Annotated in this window: 18 protein-coding genes; 10 read left to right on the top strand and 8 right to left on the bottom strand. The window is 59.4% G+C overall.

Translation table 11 applies throughout. The annotated features are described in order from the left end of the window. Window positions 1-80 precede the first annotated feature (80 nt). Together ACTJK7_RS27820 and ACTJK7_RS27815 are read left to right on the top strand one after the other, a co-directional pair. Window positions 81-509: a hypothetical protein gene (locus tag ACTJK7_RS27820; RefSeq protein WP_064382128.1), complete on the top strand. Its 429-nt coding sequence runs from the start codon at window positions 81-83 to the stop codon at window positions 507-509. Further along, window positions 506-952 carry a hypothetical protein gene (locus ACTJK7_RS27815; protein WP_064382127.1) on the top strand — a complete coding sequence of 149 codons (447 nt, stop codon included), beginning with the start codon at window positions 506-508 and terminating at the stop codon, window positions 950-952. Before ACTJK7_RS27820 ends, ACTJK7_RS27815 begins: the two co-directional genes overlap by 4 nt. Before the next feature lie 55 nt (window positions 953-1007). Here the strand turns inward: ACTJK7_RS27815 and trmA are convergent, their stop codons facing one another. Both trmA and ACTJK7_RS27805 read right to left on the bottom strand, forming a co-directional pair. Beyond that, complete coding sequence (gene trmA, locus ACTJK7_RS27810) at window positions 1008-2087, bottom strand: tRNA (uridine(54)-C5)-methyltransferase TrmA (protein WP_108563303.1); 1080 nt, start codon at window positions 2085-2087, stop codon at window positions 1008-1010. Next, on the bottom strand, window positions 2084-3379 hold the full coding sequence (locus ACTJK7_RS27805) for an NCS2 family permease (RefSeq protein ID WP_011336038.1): 1296 nt from the start codon (window positions 3377-3379) through the stop codon (window positions 2084-2086). The genes trmA and ACTJK7_RS27805 overlap by 4 nt, the downstream gene beginning before the upstream one ends. 220 nt (window positions 3380-3599) lie before the next feature. Here ACTJK7_RS27805 and ACTJK7_RS27800 point away from each other — a divergent pair, with 220 nt between their 5' ends. Beyond that, the gene (locus ACTJK7_RS27800) at window positions 3600-4049 is read left to right on the top strand and encodes a DUF4879 domain-containing protein (RefSeq protein ID WP_108563302.1); all 450 of its coding nucleotides are present in this window, start codon (window positions 3600-3602) and stop codon (window positions 4047-4049) included. 67 nt (window positions 4050-4116) lie between these two features. Beyond that, entirely contained in the window at window positions 4117-4668 is a 552-nt protein-coding gene (locus ACTJK7_RS27795; protein WP_108563716.1) for a DJ-1 family glyoxalase III, read from the top strand. A 5-nt stretch (window positions 4669-4673) separates the two neighbouring features. On the opposite strand, the gene ACTJK7_RS27790 is transcribed toward ACTJK7_RS27795, so the two are convergent. Next, window positions 4674-4961 (bottom strand): HigA family addiction module antitoxin, encoded by a 288-nt coding sequence (locus tag ACTJK7_RS27790; RefSeq protein WP_045121630.1) that lies wholly within the window; start codon window positions 4959-4961, stop codon window positions 4674-4676. A 119-nt stretch (window positions 4962-5080) separates the two neighbouring features. After that, on the bottom strand, window positions 5081-6319 hold the full coding sequence (locus ACTJK7_RS27785) for an MFS transporter (RefSeq protein ID WP_045121629.1): 1239 nt from the start codon (window positions 6317-6319) through the stop codon (window positions 5081-5083). Between the two features lie 400 nt (window positions 6320-6719). On the opposite strand from ACTJK7_RS27785, the gene ACTJK7_RS27780 reads away from it, so the two are divergent. The 3 genes from ACTJK7_RS27780 (at window position 6720) to ACTJK7_RS27770 (ending at window position 9412) form a co-directional block, all read left to right on the top strand. Next, window positions 6720-8156 (top strand): cytochrome ubiquinol oxidase subunit I, encoded by a 1437-nt coding sequence (locus tag ACTJK7_RS27780; RefSeq protein ID WP_108563301.1) that lies wholly within the window; start codon window positions 6720-6722, stop codon window positions 8154-8156. 3 nt (window positions 8157-8159) lie between these two features. After that, window positions 8160-9167, top strand: coding sequence for a cytochrome d ubiquinol oxidase subunit II (gene cydB, locus ACTJK7_RS27775; protein ID WP_011336033.1), 1008 nt, complete (start codon window positions 8160-8162; stop codon window positions 9165-9167). A 77-nt stretch (window positions 9168-9244) separates the two neighbouring features. Then, window positions 9245-9412, top strand: coding sequence for a DUF2474 domain-containing protein (locus tag ACTJK7_RS27770; protein ID WP_007950992.1), 168 nt, complete (start codon window positions 9245-9247; stop codon window positions 9410-9412). A gap of 69 nt (window positions 9413-9481) precedes the next feature. Here ACTJK7_RS27770 and ACTJK7_RS27765 read toward each other — a convergent pair whose 3' ends face one another. Continuing rightward, complete coding sequence (locus tag ACTJK7_RS27765) at window positions 9482-10606, bottom strand: methyltransferase (protein WP_440780333.1); 1125 nt, start codon at window positions 10604-10606, stop codon at window positions 9482-9484. Window positions 10607-10771: 165 nt separating this feature from the next. Further along, window positions 10772-11413, bottom strand: a complete 642-nt coding sequence (locus ACTJK7_RS27760) for an autoinducer binding domain-containing protein (protein ID WP_440819237.1) — start codon at window positions 11411-11413, stop codon at window positions 10772-10774. A gap of 389 nt (window positions 11414-11802) precedes the next feature. On the opposite strand from ACTJK7_RS27760, the gene ACTJK7_RS27755 reads away from it, so the two are divergent. Then, on the top strand, window positions 11803-12579 hold the full coding sequence (locus ACTJK7_RS27755; RefSeq protein WP_236196072.1) for a ferredoxin--NADP reductase: 777 nt from the start codon (window positions 11803-11805) through the stop codon (window positions 12577-12579). 33 nt (window positions 12580-12612) lie between these two features. Here the strand turns inward: ACTJK7_RS27755 and mscL are convergent, their stop codons facing one another. Continuing rightward, window positions 12613-13026 (bottom strand): large-conductance mechanosensitive channel protein MscL, encoded by a 414-nt coding sequence (gene mscL / locus ACTJK7_RS27750; protein WP_041475433.1) that lies wholly within the window; start codon window positions 13024-13026, stop codon window positions 12613-12615. Window positions 13027-13311: 285 nt separating this feature from the next. Between mscL and ACTJK7_RS27745 the strand changes: the two genes are divergently transcribed. After that, on the top strand, window positions 13312-14853 hold the full coding sequence (locus ACTJK7_RS27745; protein ID WP_064382118.1) for a catalase: 1542 nt from the start codon (window positions 13312-13314) through the stop codon (window positions 14851-14853). A gap of 143 nt (window positions 14854-14996) precedes the next feature. Further along, window positions 14997-16364, top strand: coding sequence for a DNA repair protein RadA (radA, locus tag ACTJK7_RS27740; RefSeq protein WP_039771749.1), 1368 nt, complete (start codon window positions 14997-14999; stop codon window positions 16362-16364). On the opposite strand, the gene ACTJK7_RS27735 is transcribed toward radA, so the two are convergent. Continuing rightward, on the bottom strand, window positions 16365-16733 hold the full coding sequence (locus tag ACTJK7_RS27735) for a PilZ domain-containing protein (protein WP_108563296.1): 369 nt from the start codon (window positions 16731-16733) through the stop codon (window positions 16365-16367). Window positions 16734-16837 lie beyond the last annotated feature (104 nt).

The following is a 16837-nucleotide window of genomic DNA, read 5'->3' as shown; positions in this document are numbered from 1 at the left end:
TTGAGGACAACAATGCCGATGGTCGGAATTGTCAGGGAATGGCAGTGTTCGAAACTCTTTAACCTAACGGATGGGTTAGCATGAAAGTGTGCAGTTACAAGGGATTGTCGGTGGTGATCATGTTGCGAGACGAACATTGTCCGCCCCATGCGCACGTAGATTCAGGTGCATGGAGTGCCCGATTCAAATTCAGCTTCTGGCACAACGGCGTCGAGTTATGGGATGTGGTGCCCCTGACGCGTCGGCCACCGATTGCAGTGCTTGAGGGACTGCGCCAATCGTTGCGTGAAACGGTTCATCTGCGGCGGGCGCGTCGAATCTGGTGGACTCGTTTGCAGACTGCCTGTCTCGATAACCAATGGTGGGACGGGGACTCGAACGAAGTGGCCGTCATGCGCGAAGTCACTGGTGCGACCTTCAGAATCGGATCGGCGTATTACGAACCAGAAGAAAACAAAACCCTGCTGGCCCTGGTTGGTGCTCAGGAAGGTGTGGAGATCGAACTATGAAAACAGTAAAGGCCGGTTTGCAGGCTGACCGACCGGTAACGGAAGAGCGTCTCGATGAAGCTGTCGATCGCGGGGGGCTGCGGCGACGCAGCAGCCTGCAAGCCGTGTCGGTGACCTTTGAGAAACCGTCCCTGGTGATTCGCTTCGAGGACGACAGCGGCGTGCTTTTGCCAGTGAACCTTTACCGCGAGTTCGATGATTTCGAGCCGGAAGATTTCAGCGGACTGAATGTGGGTTTTGCCGGCACCGCGTTGTGCCACGACGGCAAGGATTTGCAGGTTTCCATCGCCGGCATGATCTCGGCCAGTCAGCCGTTGATGGCCATGGCCGCCTCGGTAATCGCCTCTCGCAATGGTCGCCAGAGCAGCACCGCGAAAGCTGAAGCTGCACGGGCCAACGGCAGGAAGGGTGGGCGTCCGCGCAAGATTGATCCCGTGCCATGAGCAGGCGCAAAAAAGCCGTCGATGATGACGGCTTTCTTGTATCTGGGACCTGCAATCAACGTCGGGTCAACAGCACGCCGGATTCCATGTGGTGGGTCCACGGGAACTGGTCGAACAGCGCGCAGCGGGTGATGCGGTGCGTGTCGTGCAGTTGGGCAATGTTGGCCGCCAGCGTCTCCGGGTTGCAGGAGATGTACAGGATATTGTCGAAGCGACGGGTCAGCTCGCAGGTGTCCGGGTCCATGCCGGCCCGTGGCGGGTCGACGAACACGCTGCCGAATTCGTAGCTTTTCAGGTCGATGCCGTGCAGGCGGCGGAACGGGCGAACTTCGTTCAGGGCTTCAGTCAGCTCTTCGGCGGACAGGCGCACCAGGGTGACGTTATCCACAGCGTTTTCGGCCAGGTTGCTCAGAGCGGCATTGACCGAGGTCTTGCTGATTTCGGTGGCCAGCACTTTGCGCACGCGGGTTGCCAGCGGCAGGGTGAAGTTACCGTTGCCGCAGTACAGCTCCAGCAGATCGTCGCTGCGATCGCCCAGCGCGTCGTATGCCCAGTTGAGCATCTTCTGGTTCACAGTGCCGTTCGGTTGGGTGAACGCGCCTTCCGGTTGGCGATAGCTGAATGTGCGACCGCCGACGTCGAGTTTCTCGACCACGTAGTCGAGGCCGAGCACTTCGCGCTTGCCCTTGGAGCGACCGATGATGCTGACGCCCAGATCCGCCGCCAGTTTGGTCGCCGCCGCGTGCCAGTGCTCGTCCAGCGGACGGTGATAACACAGAGTGATCATCGCATCGCCGGCCAGGGTGGTCAGAAACTCCACCTGGAACAGCTTGTGGCTCAGCGCTGCGCTGGCCTGCCATGCGGCTTTCAACTGTGGCATCAACTGGTTGATGCGCAGGCTGGCGATCGGGAATTCCTCGATCAGGATCGGCGTGCGTTTGTCGTCCTGAGAAAACATCGCGTAATGCCGTTCGCCGGCTTCACGCCACAGGCGGAATTCAGCGCGCAGGCGGAAGTTCTGCAACGGCGAATCGAACACCGTCGGCTCCGGTGCATCGAACGGGGCCAGCAGGTCACGCAGGCGCGTGACCTTGTCTTCGAGTTGTGCGGCGTAGGCCTGGGAATCAAAAGTCATGCGTTGAACCAACCCAGCTTGATCACGAACAGAATCGACAGGATCACCAGCGCCGGGTTCAGCTCACGGGCGCGGCCGGACAGCAGTTTGATCGCAGTCCAGGCGATGAAGCCGAAGGCGATGCCGTTGGCGATGGAATAGGTGAAAGGCATCGCCAGGGCGGTGACCACGACCGGCGCGGCGACGGTGATGTCTTCCCAGTCTATTTCCGCCAGGCCCGAAGTCATCAGCACGGCGACGAACAGCAGCGCTGGTGCGGTGGCGAAGGCCGGTACGCTGGAGGCCAGCGGCGAGAAGAACAGCGCCAGCAGGAACAGGATTGCGACGACGATGGCGGTCAGGCCGGTGCGGCCGCCGGCACTCACGCCCGCAGCGGATTCGATGTAGCTGGTGGTGGTCGAGGTGCCCAGCAGTGAACCGGCCATTGCCGCGGTGCTGTCGGCGATCAGTGCACGGCCCATTTTCGGCATGTGGCCGTCCTTGCCCATCAGGCCGGCGCGCTTGGCGACGCCGATCAGGGTGCCGGAGTTGTCGAACAGGTCGACGAACAGGAAGGCGAAAATCACGCTGACCAGACCGATGTCCAGAGCGCCCTTGATGTCCAGTTGCAGGAAGGTCGGGGCCAGCGAAGGCGGCATCGACGTCACGCCGCCGAACGGGGTGAAGCCCATCACGATGGAAACGATGGTCACCGCGAGAATGCCGATCAGCACCGCGCCGCGCACTTTCAGGGCTTCAAGGGCAACGATCAGGGCGAAACCGAGGGTGGCGAGGATCGGGGCTGGTTGTTTCAGGTCACCGAGGCCGACCATGGTCGCCGGGTTGCTGACCACGATGCCGGCGTTGTGCAGGGCGATCAGCGCCAGGAACAGGCCGATACCGGCGGCAATTGCCGAGCGCAGCGGCAGCGGGATGCTGTTGATGATCCATTCACGGATGCGGAAGATCGACAGCAGGAAGAAGCACACCGCCGAAATGAACACCGCGCCCAGCGCCACTTGCCAGGTGTGGCCCATGTGCAGCACGACGGTGTAGGTGAAGAAGGCGTTCAGACCCATGCCCGGCGCGAGGGCGATCGGGTAGTTGGCGATCAGGCCCATGACCGTGGAGCCGATGGCGGCTGCCAGGCACGTGGCGACGAACACCGCGCCCTTGTCCATGCCGGTCTCGCCGAGGATGCTCGGGTTGACGAACAGAATGTAGGCCATGGCCAGGAAGGTCGTGACGCCCGCCAGAATCTCGGTCCGCACGTTGGTGTTGTGTGCCTTGAGTTGAAACAGCCTTTCCAGCATGTCTGCTCCCCGTGGCGCGCGTGGCGCCGTGAATGTATCGACCTCAACAGCAAAGCACAGACCGTCGCAAGCGCCTGGAAAATTGTGGTGGGCCGGAAAAAGCCGCGCATCATACCAGCAGCGTGAGGAAGATGGCGGATGTTGGTGTCGATCGTCGGCGAAGTTTTGCACCACGGCCAAGTACGCCATACTGCGCGCTGTTTTTTCGGGGATGGATCGCATGAACATGGGTTGGACCAACACTGCCGGACTGATGGCCTTGCTGCTGACCGGTGTACCGGCGGCACTTGCGGCGTCGGCACCGCCATTGAGCGAGGTAAAAGTCATCAAGGTTCAGTCGGCGTCCTGCGGGCTTGAAGACATTACCGATGGTCAGGTGCAGACCCGTTGCGATCACAACGCGCCGGGCATCAAGGTGTATGTGCTGGAAATCGGCTACGGCCAGAGTCAGCCTCAGGCAGCACTGGACGGTTTCGAAGTGAATGGCACCCGGAGTCCGGTCTGTGCCTTCGATAACGGCAACCTGACCGAGTGCACGCCCGGCAGCAAAACCGTCGGTTCGCTGTATACCTTCGATCTGGCGGCCCGTCAGGAAGGCACCTTTACCTTCAGCAACACCTCGATCAACGCCCCGCGCAACACGCTGTCGACCCAGCTTTACATCAAGTAACGGCTGTCGCCGAACAGGGCAGGACAAAGCTGACTACGCTTTAAGGATCACCCAGCGGATGGCGCCCATGACCTTTAGAGCCCTGATTACCCTCGCCGAGGGCATCGATGATCTGCAATGCGTGACCCTGATCGACGTGCTGCGCCGCGCCGGCGTCGAAGTGGTGGCGGCCAGCATCGAAGGCCGGCGCATGCTGACCTGCGCCCGGGGTACGCGACTGACCGCCGACGGCATGCTCATTGATGTGCTGGCCCAGACCTTCGACCTGATTGTTTTGCCCGGTGGCGCCGTCGGTGCGCAACATCTGGCCGCGCACCAGCCTCTGCAACAATTGCTCAAGAACCAGGCCAGCGCCGGACGCCTGTTCGCCGCCATCGCCGAAGCCCCGGCCGTCGCCCTGCAAAACTTCGGCGTCTTGCGCCAGCGCCGCATGACTTGTTTGCCCGCCACCAGCCATAACCTCTCCGGTTGCACCTTTGTCGATCAACCCGTAGTGGTCGACGGTAATTGCATCACCGCCCAGGGTTCCGGCGCCGCGCTGGCATTTGCGCTGACACTGATCGAGCAACTTGCGGGCAAGGCCGTCAGAGCGAAGGTGGCGGGGGAGTTGCTGGCCTGAGAAGGTCAGGCGTGAGCAGCGATTGGTTGAATGGCTGGCTGCTCACGGTGCTCGGCTTGCCAAAGGTCGTAATCGGTTTGAACGCCTAGCCACATGCGAGCCTTGCCAATCCCCGCGCGTTCCAGTCGCACGGCCAGATCCGGACTGATCGGCGCATGCCCGTGCAAAACACGGGAAAGGTGAGGACGAGCGAATCCAAGATGCCGAGCCAATTCGGTCACGCTGATCCCAAGTTCCGGCAATACGTCCATCAGCAGTGTTTCACCGGGGTGTGGCGGGTTGTGCATGGGCATAGGATTTGATCATGCGGCGAGTGTAAGGCGATACATTACACTCAATGCGGTATCTATGTACCGCATCTTTTCGAGCTATTTGTGCTTGGGGGATGGCCCCGCTGGTGGAGCCCGTGTAGCTAGGCCTTCACCTCTTCCACCGGCACATGCATCCGGTCGCGGTTGGCCAGGGTCGGGAACAGTTTGATCCAGGTTCCGGTCACCACCAGCGTGCCGATGCCGCCCATCACCACCGCCGGCACGGTGCCGAACCAATGCGCGGTGAGGCCGGACTCGAATTCACCCAACTGGTTCGAGGCACCGATGAACAGGCCGTTCACCGCGCTGACCCGGCCGCGCATTTCGTCCGGGGTTTCCAGTTGCACGAACGAGGCGCGGATCACCATGCTGATCATGTCCGCCGCGCCCAGCACCACAAGTACCGCCAGGGAGAACCAGAACGAGGTCGACAGACCGAAGGCGATGGTTGCCACGCCGAATACACCGACGGCGGTGAACATCACTCGACCGACGTTTCGCTCGACGGCAAACCGCGCCAGGAACAGCGACATCATCAGCGCGCCAACCGCCGGCGCCGAGCGCAGCAATCCCAGCCCCCACGGCCCGGTCAGCAGAATGTCCTTGGCGAACACCGGCAACAGCGCCGTGGCGCCGCCGAGCAGCACGGCGAACAGATCCAGCGAAATCGCACCGAGAATGTCCGGACGGCTACGAATGAAGCGAATCCCCGCCAGCAACGAATCCAGTGTCGCCTTGCCCTTGTTCAGCGGGGTTTGCCGTGCGGGCAGGTTGAGCATCAAGGTGCAGGCGATGACATACAGAATCACCGTCGGGCCATAGACCCAGACGCTGCCGAAGGCATAGAGCAGACCGCCGAGGGCCGGTGCGACGATGGTGGCCGATTGCTGCGCCGACTGCGCGGCGGCGACGGCACGCGGGAACAGCGCACTGGGCACGATGCTTGGCAGCAGCGCTTGAGTGGTCGGCATCTCGAACGAGCGTGCGGCGCCGAGCAGGAACGCCAGGATAAAGATCATTTCCCGGGTGACATGATCGGTTGCACTGCCGATGGCCAATGCCAGCGCGATCAAGGCCTGCAACGACTGGCAGATCGCCGCGACCTTGCGCCGGTCGTAGCGATCGGCAACGTGGCCGGTGTGCAGCATGAACAAGACCCGTGGTGCGAATTCCACCAACCCGACCAGACCCAGGTCGAGCACATTGCCGGTCAATTGATAGAGGTTCCAGCCGATCGCCACGGTGAGCATCTGAAAACCGCTGGCGGTGAAGATCCGGGCAAACCAGAACGCAAGAAAGGGACGGTGGTGACGTAACAGCAAGGGCTCTTGGCTGGGCATTTGCGGGCCGGTCGTGATCGAGGGGAACCGCGAGATTATCACCAGTCTGTAACAGGAAGTTGCTATGACAGAAAATTTAGTTAGCCAGACATCGATTTTCCTGCGCCGTGGCGCGAAACCCGGCCACCGATGTATTTCAGGGCGTTGCCGTGACTGTGAGGCAACTTGTCACGCGGCAAAAGACCACGCGGTTTCCCGTCGGAAATGGGACTACTCTTTCTACGTTGATTGATCCAGATCAAGACCTTTCGTGGAAACGATCGCGGACCCGTCGGCAGACTCCCTGCGTCGCGATGCCTGTAAAAAGAAGAACGAATCCGAGTTCGCCGCACTCCATACCCGTGGGGGCAGTGGTTCAAGGCCGCCAGTCCTGGAACCGTTATCTGATAGAGGAAAGCTTATGTTCGGTTTAGAGGCCCTGGATCTCGCCCGAATTCAGTTCGCATTCACCATCTCGTTCCACATCCTGTTCCCGGCGATCACCATCGGTCTTGCGAGCTATCTCGCGGTGCTGGAAGGCCTGTGGCTGAAAACCGGTAACGATACCTATCGCGATCTCTACCACTTCTGGTCGAAGATCTTTGCCGTCAACTTCGGCATGGGCGTGGTATCGGGGCTCGTCATGGCCTACCAGTTCGGTACCAACTGGAGCCGCTTCTCGGACTTCGCCGGTTCCGTCACCGGGCCGTTGCTGACGTACGAAGTGCTCACGGCGTTCTTCCTCGAAGCCGGTTTCCTCGGGGTGATGCTGTTCGGCTGGAACAAGGTCGGGCGTGGCCTGCACTTTTTCTCCACGGTGATGGTGGCCATCGGCACACTGATTTCGACCTTCTGGATTCTCGCTTCCAACAGCTGGATGCAGACCCCGCAGGGCTTCGAGATCGTCAACGGTCAGGTCATTCCAACCGACTGGCTGGCAATTGTCTTCAACCCATCGTTCCCCTATCGCCTGATGCACATGGCAACGGCCGCGTTCGTCGCAACGGCGTTCTTCGTCGGTTCGTCAGCGGCCTGGCACCTGCTGCGCGGCAAGGACAACCCGGCGATCCGCACCATGCTGTCGATGGCGATGTGGATGGCGTTGATCGTGGCGCCGATCCAGGCGGTCATCGGCGACTTCCACGGCCTCAACACCCTTAAGCATCAGCCGGCGAAAATCGCCGCGATCGAAGGCCACTGGGAAAACGTCGGGGACGAAGCGACACCGCTGATTCTGTTCGGCTGGCCGGACATGAAGGAAGAAAAAACCAAGTTCGCTGTCGAGATTCCATACCTCGGCAGCCTGATCCTGACCCACTCGCTGGACAAGCAAGTCCCGGCGCTCAAGGAGTTCCCGCCAGAAGACCGGCCGAATTCCACCATCGTGTTCTGGTCGTTCCGGATCATGGTCGGCCTCGGCTTCCTGATGATCTTCACCGGTCTGTGGAGTTTGTGGCTGCGCAAGCGTGACTCGCTCTACACCTCGCGGCCGTTCCTGTACCTGGCGTTGTGGATGGGGCCGTCCGGTCTGATCGCGATCCTGGCGGGCTGGTTCACCACTGAAATCGGTCGTCAGCCGTGGGTGGTCTACGGGCTGATGCGCACGGCGGACGCGTCGTCCAACCACAGCTTCATGCAGATGAGCATCACGCTGATCATGTTCGTGGTGGTGTACTTCGCGCTGTTCGGTGCGGGTCTGGGCTACATGATGCGCCTGGTGCGCAAAGGACCGAAGACCGACGAAGGCAAGGAAACCAACGAAGGTGGTCCTGGCCAGAAACGTACGCCGGCCCGTCCGTTGTCCGCTGCCGACGACGATGGCGCCGAACACGACCGCAGCCTGACCAAGGAGATTTGAGTCATGGGTATTGATCTTCCGCTGATCTGGGCCGTGATCATCATCTTCGGGATCATGATGTACGTGGTCATGGACGGTTTCGACCTGGGGATCGGGATTCTCTTTCCGTTCATCCCCGGCAAGACCGACCGCGACGTAATGATGAACACCGTCGCCCCGGTGTGGGACGGCAACGAAACCTGGCTGGTGCTGGGCGGCGCTGCGTTGTTCGGCGCGTTCCCGCTGGCTTATTCAGTGGTGTTGTCGGCGCTGTACCTGCCGCTGATTTTCATGCTGATCGGGCTGATCTTCCGTGGCGTGGCGTTCGAGTTCCGCTTCAAGGCCAAGGACGACAAGCGTCACCTGTGGGACAAGGCATTCATCGGTGGTTCGATTGCCGCAACGTTTTTCCAGGGTGTGGCGCTGGGCGCGTTCATCGATGGTTTGCCGGTGGTCAACCGGCAATATGCCGGCGGTTCACTGGACTGGCTGACGCCGTTCACGCTGTTCTGCGGCGCCGCACTGGTGGTGGCGTATGCCTTGCTCGGCTGCACCTGGCTGATCATGAAGACCGAAGGCAAGTTGCAGGAACAGATGCATGACCTGGCGCGTCCTCTGGCCTTCGTGCTGTTGGCGGTGATCGGTGTCGTCAGTCTGTGGACGCCGCTGGCCCATCCGGAAATTGCGACGCGCTGGTTCAGCATGCCGAATCTGTTCTGGTTCATGCCGGTGCCGATTCTGGTGCTGGTGACGATGTACGGTCTGATTCGCGCGGTGGCACGCAATGCCAACTACATGCCGTTCCTGCTGACCCTGGTGCTGATCTTCCTCGGCTACAGCGGTCTGGGCATCAGCCTGTGGCCGAACATCGTGCCGCCGTCGATCTCGATCTGGGACGCCGCCGCACCACCGCAAAGCCAGGGGTTCATGCTGGTGGGCACGCTGTTCATCATCCCGTTCATCCTGGGTTACACCTTCTGGAGCTACTACGTGTTCCGCGGCAAGGTCACCCATGAAGACGGTTATCACTAAGCAAAAACCTGTGGGAGCGAGCTTGCTCGCGATGGCGTCGGTAGCGGCGCCATCCATCTTGAAGAGGTTTAAAGAAAATGACCGGCAAACATTCCCTGCACGACATTGAAGAAGCCGAAAAAAAGCCGCTGTGGCAGCGGCTCGGCTGGTTGGCCATGATCTGGGTCGGCAGCGTCGGTGCATTGTTCATCGTCGCCAGCCTGATGCGCATGTTCATGAATGCCGCAGGTCTGACCACGCACTAGGACTTCCCATCCCGCTGCCTTGCGGCACGGACTTTTGACCCTCCGACCGGAGGGTTTTTTTTGCCCGGGTTATTTGCGCGCCTTGAGGATCACGAATTTTGGCGTGGCCGCGACTTGCTCGACACCGCGGAACAGCCGCGCCAGTTTGCTGTGATAACCCAGGTGACGGTTGCCGACGATATACAGCGCACCGCCAACCACCAGCGCTTCGCGGGCCTGCTGGAACATGCGCCAGGCAAGGAAGTCGCCGACCACCTGTTGCTGGTGGAACGGCGGGTTGCACAGCACCACGTCGAGCGACTGCGCTTCCTGCCCGGCCAGACCGTCGCCTGCGCGAACGATCACTTCACGTTCACCCAGCGCCGCGCGCCAGTTTTCGGCCGCCGACTGCACGGCCATGAACGATTCGTCCACCAGCGTGTAATGCGCTTCAGGATTTTGCAGGGCGCTGGCGATGGCCAGTACGCCGTTACCACAGCCTAGGTCGGCGACCCGTGCCGCGCCGAGGTTTTTCGGCAGGTGCGGAAGGAAGGCGCGGGTGCCGATGTCCAGCCCTTCACGGCAGAACACGTTGGCATGGTTGAGCAGTTCGATGGCAGGCTCGTCGAGGCGATAGCGGGTCGGGTAGGGCGAGATGGCCAGTGCCTTGGCCTCGGGCGTGGCAATCAGCAAGCGTGCCTTCTTCACCGCCAACGACGCTTGAACCGGGCCGATATAGCGTTCCAGCAGATCCCCGGCGGCACGAGGCAAATGCTTGACCATCGCCGCTGCTACCACCTGAGCGCCGGGTGCCAATTGGCCTTGCAGGCGAATCAGTTGCTCTTCCAGCAGGGCGAGGGTTTTCGGGACGCGTATCAGCACCCGGTCGAACGGCCCGACCAATGGTTCACTGGCAGGAATGCCGCGCAGCGCATCGAATGCCTGACCATTGCGCAGCAGGTTTTTTTCCAGCCCCTGAAACGCCAGGAACGAATCGCCGCTGGTGCTGACCTGCACTTTGCCTGACAGGCTGATGGCCAGCGCGCCGAAGCTGTCGTTAAGTACCAGAACCCGCGTCTCGATCGGCAAGTTCTGTTCGGCCAGATGATTGAGCAGGTATTCGTCGGCCGCATCGAACGCTTGCAGCGGTTCGTTCTGCTGTTCGGGCTGGCGGATCAGATCGAGCTGGGCGAAGGGCGTATCGAGCAAAGGCATGGGGCGGGGACTCTGGGTAATCAACGGGTGTCCCGCAGCCCAGGGTTTCGTGCGGCGGAACCGTCCGAGTGGACAGCGGCGCGAAGTTACGCGTCATCACTCAGGAAGGTCGCAAATGGTACTTTTTTTTTGACTGCAATACTTGGCTGATTTCCGGCGCGCCGACTAGATGATCCCGGCCTTGGCGGCGGCGATGACCGCAGAGATCTTGTTGCAGACGTTCAACTTCTCCATCACGTTGTGCACGTGATAGTTGATGGTGCGTTCGCTGAGACTCAGGATTCTGGCGCACTCATAGGCTGTCTTGCCGACTGCGCACAGCTTCAGCACTTCTATTTCACGGGCCGACAACCGAGGTTGCCGAGTCTGCTCCGGTCGCGTGGGGAGTGTACGGGCGAACAGATCGCTCAAATGACTGGTGACATAGAACATGTAGCCAAAATGTTCGTACAGCTCCATCGGGGTGATCGGACAGTGTGGCCGGGCCAGGCTGAGAATGCTGCAAAAACCGCAGTCGTTATTAAGGAATGATTGCGACCAGCCATGCTGCAGTCCCTGGTCCTGAAGTGCCTCCCAGAGTTGTGGCGCTTTGCAGAAAACTTCTTGGGTCCAGACAATCGGCAACATCGAGCGATTGCAATGTGCTATTACCGGGTCAACTTCTTCGTGATTTTTTTCTTCATATTGCCGGCTCCATGATGGGGGGTAGTTGTTGATATGCAAGGATTTGAACGCAGTGCTCCGATCTGTCGAAGTCACTGAAATACCACAAAAGCTGAATCCGAGATTTTGGGCGAACCTTTCCAGAATCGGATACGCCGTATCTATGTGCTTGGCATAGGTCAGTTGTTTTAACTAAAACTCCTTCCACATTTCCATTGAGGATTCTCCATACATTCCGAGGGGGTGCTTTGGATCCAAAATCCAGCACGTAATCGAGTGTAGGAGATTTCTTGCGGAATGTTCTGAACATTTCGCTCTTGTTGAACATCGAGTTTGTATAAAGCGTTATTAAGCAAAAGTCGTTTTTGTATTCAGGGTGTAATACTAAAAGAGCGCGTACTGATGGGTGACTTATTGCGAGGTGGGCGGCTTCTATTGGTCGAAATAAGGCTGCTAAATGCCATCATTTACTGTGGGTGTTTAAATGTACAACTTTGCGCGACACTGTTAGCCCATGCCGAAAGGAGTGTCCCATGACCGTCAGTGCAGAAAAGTTCACGTGCCAGACCCTGCTCGACGTGCAACCCTTGACCCCAAGTCTGTTCACCTTGCGTACGACGCGCGACGCCGGCTTTCGCTTTCGGGCCGGTCAGTTTGCCAGACTGGGCGTGACCAAGCCCGATGGCAGCACGGTGTGGCGTGCCTACTCCATGGTGTCCTCGCCGTTCGACGAGTTCCTCGAGTTCTTCTCGATCGTGGTGCCGGGTGGTGAGTTCACCAGTGAGCTGAGTCGACTGCAGGCGGGTGATTCATTGTTGGTGGAACGTCAGGCATTTGGCTACCTGACCCTGGATCGATTTGTCGATGGTCGCGATCTTTGGCTGCTTTCCACAGGCACCGGCGTGGCCCCCTTTCTGTCGATTCTGCAGGACTTTGAAGTCTGGGAAAAATTCGAACGCATCATTCTTGTGTACAGCGTGCGGGAAGGGCGGGAGCTGGCTTATCAACAGCTGATCAGCGAACTGACACAGCGCGACTACCTCGCCGAGTACGCCCACAAGTTCCGGTTCATTCCGGTGGTTACGCGTGAGCCGTACGCAGGTGCCCTCAATGGACGCATCACCACGCTGATTGAAAATGGCGAGCTGGAAAAGCTGGCCGGTGTCGAACTCACTCCCGCTTATTCCCGGGTCATGCTCTGCGGCAATCCGCAGATGATCGATGACACCCGGGCGCTACTCAAGCAACGCGGCATGGCCTTGAGCCTGACCCGGCGACCGGGGCAAGTGGCGGTAGAAAACTACTGGTGAAAAAACGGCGCCTTCGGGCGCCGTTCAGCGTATTCAAGGCCGGTTGTTCTGGGCCTTGAGCAGATCGCGGATCTCGCCCAGCAATTCTTCTTCCTTGGTCGGTACCGGCGGCAGGGTCGGGGCCACGGCTTCTTCGCGTTTGAGGCGGTTGATGGCTTTGACGCCCATGAAAATCGCGAAGGCGACGATCACGAAGTCAAGAACGCTCTGGATGAATTTACCGTACGCCAATACCACCGCTGGGGCGCTGCCCTCGGCGGCTTTCAGCGTGATGGCCAGGTCACTGAAGTCCACCCCGCCGATCAGCAGTCCGATTGGCGGCATGATCACGTCACCGACAAACGACGAAACGATTTTGCCGAACGCCGCGCCGATGATGATACCGACGGCCATGTCGACCACATTGCCTTTGACCGCGAAGGCCTTGAACTCGCTAAGCACGCCCATAGTTATTTCCTTGTTACAGATGAGTTTGGTGTCAGCAGTGTAAATCAGCAAAACGCGTCCTGCGCGAAACACCTTCTTACAATGCCCGCTTTTATCGACACATCGATTGATCATTAGTTTGCAAAGTGCCACCAATCGCGCGCGAAATACGCTGCAACGTGCTGATATTCAAGAAAAAACCATCAATCATGTCGTTACGAACTTTCTATTTATGTTTGGCGAGCTGAGCTTCTAGCCTCTGGCTGGCGCACCTGGATGCGCCTCAAAAGAACAGAGGAGTCTGAAATGAATTCCATGCCTGGCCTGAGGGCCTTTCCCTATCGTCGTACCTTCGGTTTGTTGACTGCCGGTCTACTGACCCTCTCCGCGAATGCCGCGCCCCTGACCCGGGATAACGGTGCAGCAGTCGGTGACAATCAGAACTCACAGACCGCCGGCCCCAACGGACCGGTGTTGTTGCAGGATGTTCAGCTGATTCAGAAGCTGCAGCGCTTTGATCGTGAGCGCATTCCCGAGCGTGTCGTGCATGCCCGGGGTACCGGTGCACATGGCACGTTCACCGCGACCAACGACCTGAGTGATCTGAGCAAGGCCAAGGTGTTCACAGTCGGGCAGATCACTCCGGTGTTCGTGCGCTTCTCATCCGTGGTGCATGGCAACCATTCCCCGGAGACTTTGCGTGATCCACGCGGGTTCGCGACCAAGTTCTACACGGCAGATGGCAACTGGGATCTGGTAGGCAACAACTTTCCTACCTTCTTCATACGCGATGCAATCAAGTTTCCGGACATGGTGCATGCCTTCAAGCCGGATCCTCGCACTAATCTGGATGACGATGCCCGACGCTTCGACTTCTTTTCCCATGTACCGGAAGCCACCCGTACGTTGACCGAGCTGTATTCCAACAATGGAACACCGGCCAGTTACAGGGAGATGGATGGCAACAGCGTACACGCCTACAAGTTGGTCAATGCCAAGGGCGATGTGAATTACGTGAAATTTCACTGGAAAAGTTTGCAAGGGATAAAGAATCTTGATCCTGAGCAAGTCGTGAAAGTACAGGGGCGCGATTATAGTCATATGAGTAATGACTTGGTGAGCCAGATCGGCAGTGGCAACTTTCCAAAGTGGGACTTGTACATTCAGGTGCTAAAACCGCAAGACTTGTCCAAGTTTGATTTCGATCCTCTTGACGCTACCAAGATCTGGCCAGGTATTCCTGAGCGGAAAGTTGGACAAATGGTATTGAACCGTAACCCTTCCAATGTCTTCCAGGAAACCGAACAAGTTGCAATGGCACCGTCGAATGTCGTGCCGGGAATTGAGCCTTCGGAAGACCGCTTGTTGCAGGGGCGGATGTTCTCTTACGCAGATACGCAAATGTATCGCCTTGGTGCCAATGCCCAGCAGTTGCCGATCAATGCTGCGAAAGTAACGGTCAACAATGGCAACCAGGATGGTGCGATGAATGGCGGTGCGACCCACTCTGGCGTCAACTATCAGCCAAGTCGCCTGCAACCGCGTGAAGAAACGCAGAGTGCGCGTTACAGTCAGGCGGCCCTGCAAGGCAGCACGCAACAGGCGAAGATCCAGCGTGAACAGAACTTCAAGCAGGCCGGAGATCTGTATCGCTCGTTCAGCAAGAAGGAACGTAAGGATCTGATCGAGAGCTTTGGCGGTTCGCTGGCGAGTGCCGATGATGAGAGCAAGCACATCATTCTGTCCTTTCTCTACAAGGCGGATCCGGAATACGGCGCCGGGGTGACCAAAGTGGCCAAGGGTGACCTGAGTCGGGTCAAGGCGTTGGCGGCCAAACTGGCCGACTGACCGCGCGCCCCTCAAAACCCGGCAACTGTCGGGGTTTGACCGACAGCAGCGCCGTGCGTCTGGCCAGCGGAGAAATCCGTCCCGACGCGCCGCGCTGATCGACGATGGCTGCGTTATCATCGCGGTTTTTGCCGGGGGTTCAGATGGCCAAGGCCAAGCGCATGTACGGCTGCACCGAGTGCGGCGCAACCTTTCCCAAGTGGGCCGGGCAGTGCGGCGAATGCGGCGCCTGGAACACCCTGACCGAAACCATGGTCGAGAGCGGCGGTGCCGCCGCCCCGAGCGGGCGCACCGGCTGGGCCGGGCAACAGGCCCAGATCAAGACCCTGGCCGAAGTCAGCATTGAAGAGATTCCGCGTTTTTCCACAGCCTCCGGTGAGCTCGACCGAGTCCTTGGCGGTGGTCTTGTGGACGGTTCGGTGGTGCTGATCGGCGGCGATCCCGGTATCGGCAAATCGACGATTCTGTTGCAGACCCTGTGCAACCTCGCCAAGACCATGCCGGCGCTGTACGTCACAGGCGAAGAATCCCAGCAACAGGTCGCCATGCGCGCGCGCCGCCTCGGTCTGCCGCAGGATCAACTGCGGGTGATGACCGAAACCTGCATCGAAACCATCATCGCCACCGCCCGTCAGGAAAAACCCAAGGTGATGGTGATCGACTCGATCCAGACGATTTTCACCGAACAATTGCAATCGGCGCCGGGCGGCGTATCCCAGGTACGCGAAAGTGCGGCGTTGCTGGTGCGTTACGCCAAGCAAAGCGGCACGGCGATTTTTCTGGTCGGCCACGTGACCAAGGAAGGCGCATTGGCGGGCCCCCGCGTTCTGGAGCACATGGTCGATACCGTGCTTTATTTCGAGGGCGAGTCCGACGGGCGATTGCGCCTGCTGCGGGCGGTGAAGAACCGTTTCGGCGCGGTCAACGAACTCGGCGTGTTCGGCATGACCGACAAGGGTCTGAAAGAAGTCTCCAACCCTTCGGCGATTTTTCTTACCCGTGCACAGGAAGAAGTCCCGGGCAGCGTGGTGATGGCGACGTGGGAAGGCACTCGGCCGATGCTGGTTGAAGTCCAGGCACTGGTGGATGACAGTCATCTGGCCAACCCGCGTCGGGTCACCCTGGGTCTGGATCAGAATCGTCTGGCGATGCTGTTGGCGGTGCTGCACCGTCATGGCGGCATTCCGACCCACGATCAGGACGTGTTCCTCAACGTGGTCGGCGGGGTGAAGGTGCTGGAAACCGCCTCCGACCTGGCGTTGATGGCTGCGGTCATGTCGAGTCTGCGCAACCGTCCGCTCCCCCATGATTTGCTGGTGTTTGGTGAGGTCGGTCTGTCCGGCGAAGTGCGCCCGGTGCCGAGCGGTCAGGAGCGGTTGAAGGAAGCCGCCAAACACGGCTTCAAGCGCGCGATCGTGCCCAAGGGCAACGCGCCGAAGGAAGCACCGCCGGGTTTGCAGATCATTGCGGTGACGCGTCTGGAGCAGGCGCTGGATTCATTGTTCGAGTGATCAGACGTCGATCAGCGCCGCGAACTCGCGTTCCAGCTCGGTTTCGTCGGCCAGATTGAGTTCGATCAGGCGACGCAGGCGCTGAATCGACTCCAGGCCGATATGCCGGCAAACAAAACCGAGCTGGCCGTGATCTTCATGAGCCAGTTGCACATCCATCTCGATGTGCACGTCCTCGCTCAGATGAATGTCGACGAAAAAGTCCTGCTCGGGATTGCCCAGCCAGGGTTCCGGTCGCTCGATCAACAATCCCTTGAGCGACAGGTCGATCAGCCTCACCGGCCAGATGTACTCGCCCTGGCTCAATTCGGTTCTGGCGTCGAACGCGATACGTTTGAAGCGGCGACGCTCGGACGGGTGCTCGCTCATGGCGCAATCCTCAGGAAGGTCAGCTGACTATAGACCCGACCGGCGGGGTGATGCCAACGAATGGACTGTCTAGACCAATGTCGGGGTATGGCCTTTGCCGCCAA

It is taken from the genome of Pseudomonas sp. 22085, from assembly GCF_052045815.1.
GTDB lineage: Bacteria > Pseudomonadota > Gammaproteobacteria > Pseudomonadales > Pseudomonadaceae > Aquipseudomonas > Aquipseudomonas glycinae.
This window is presented reverse-complemented; position numbering and strand designations above follow the sequence as displayed.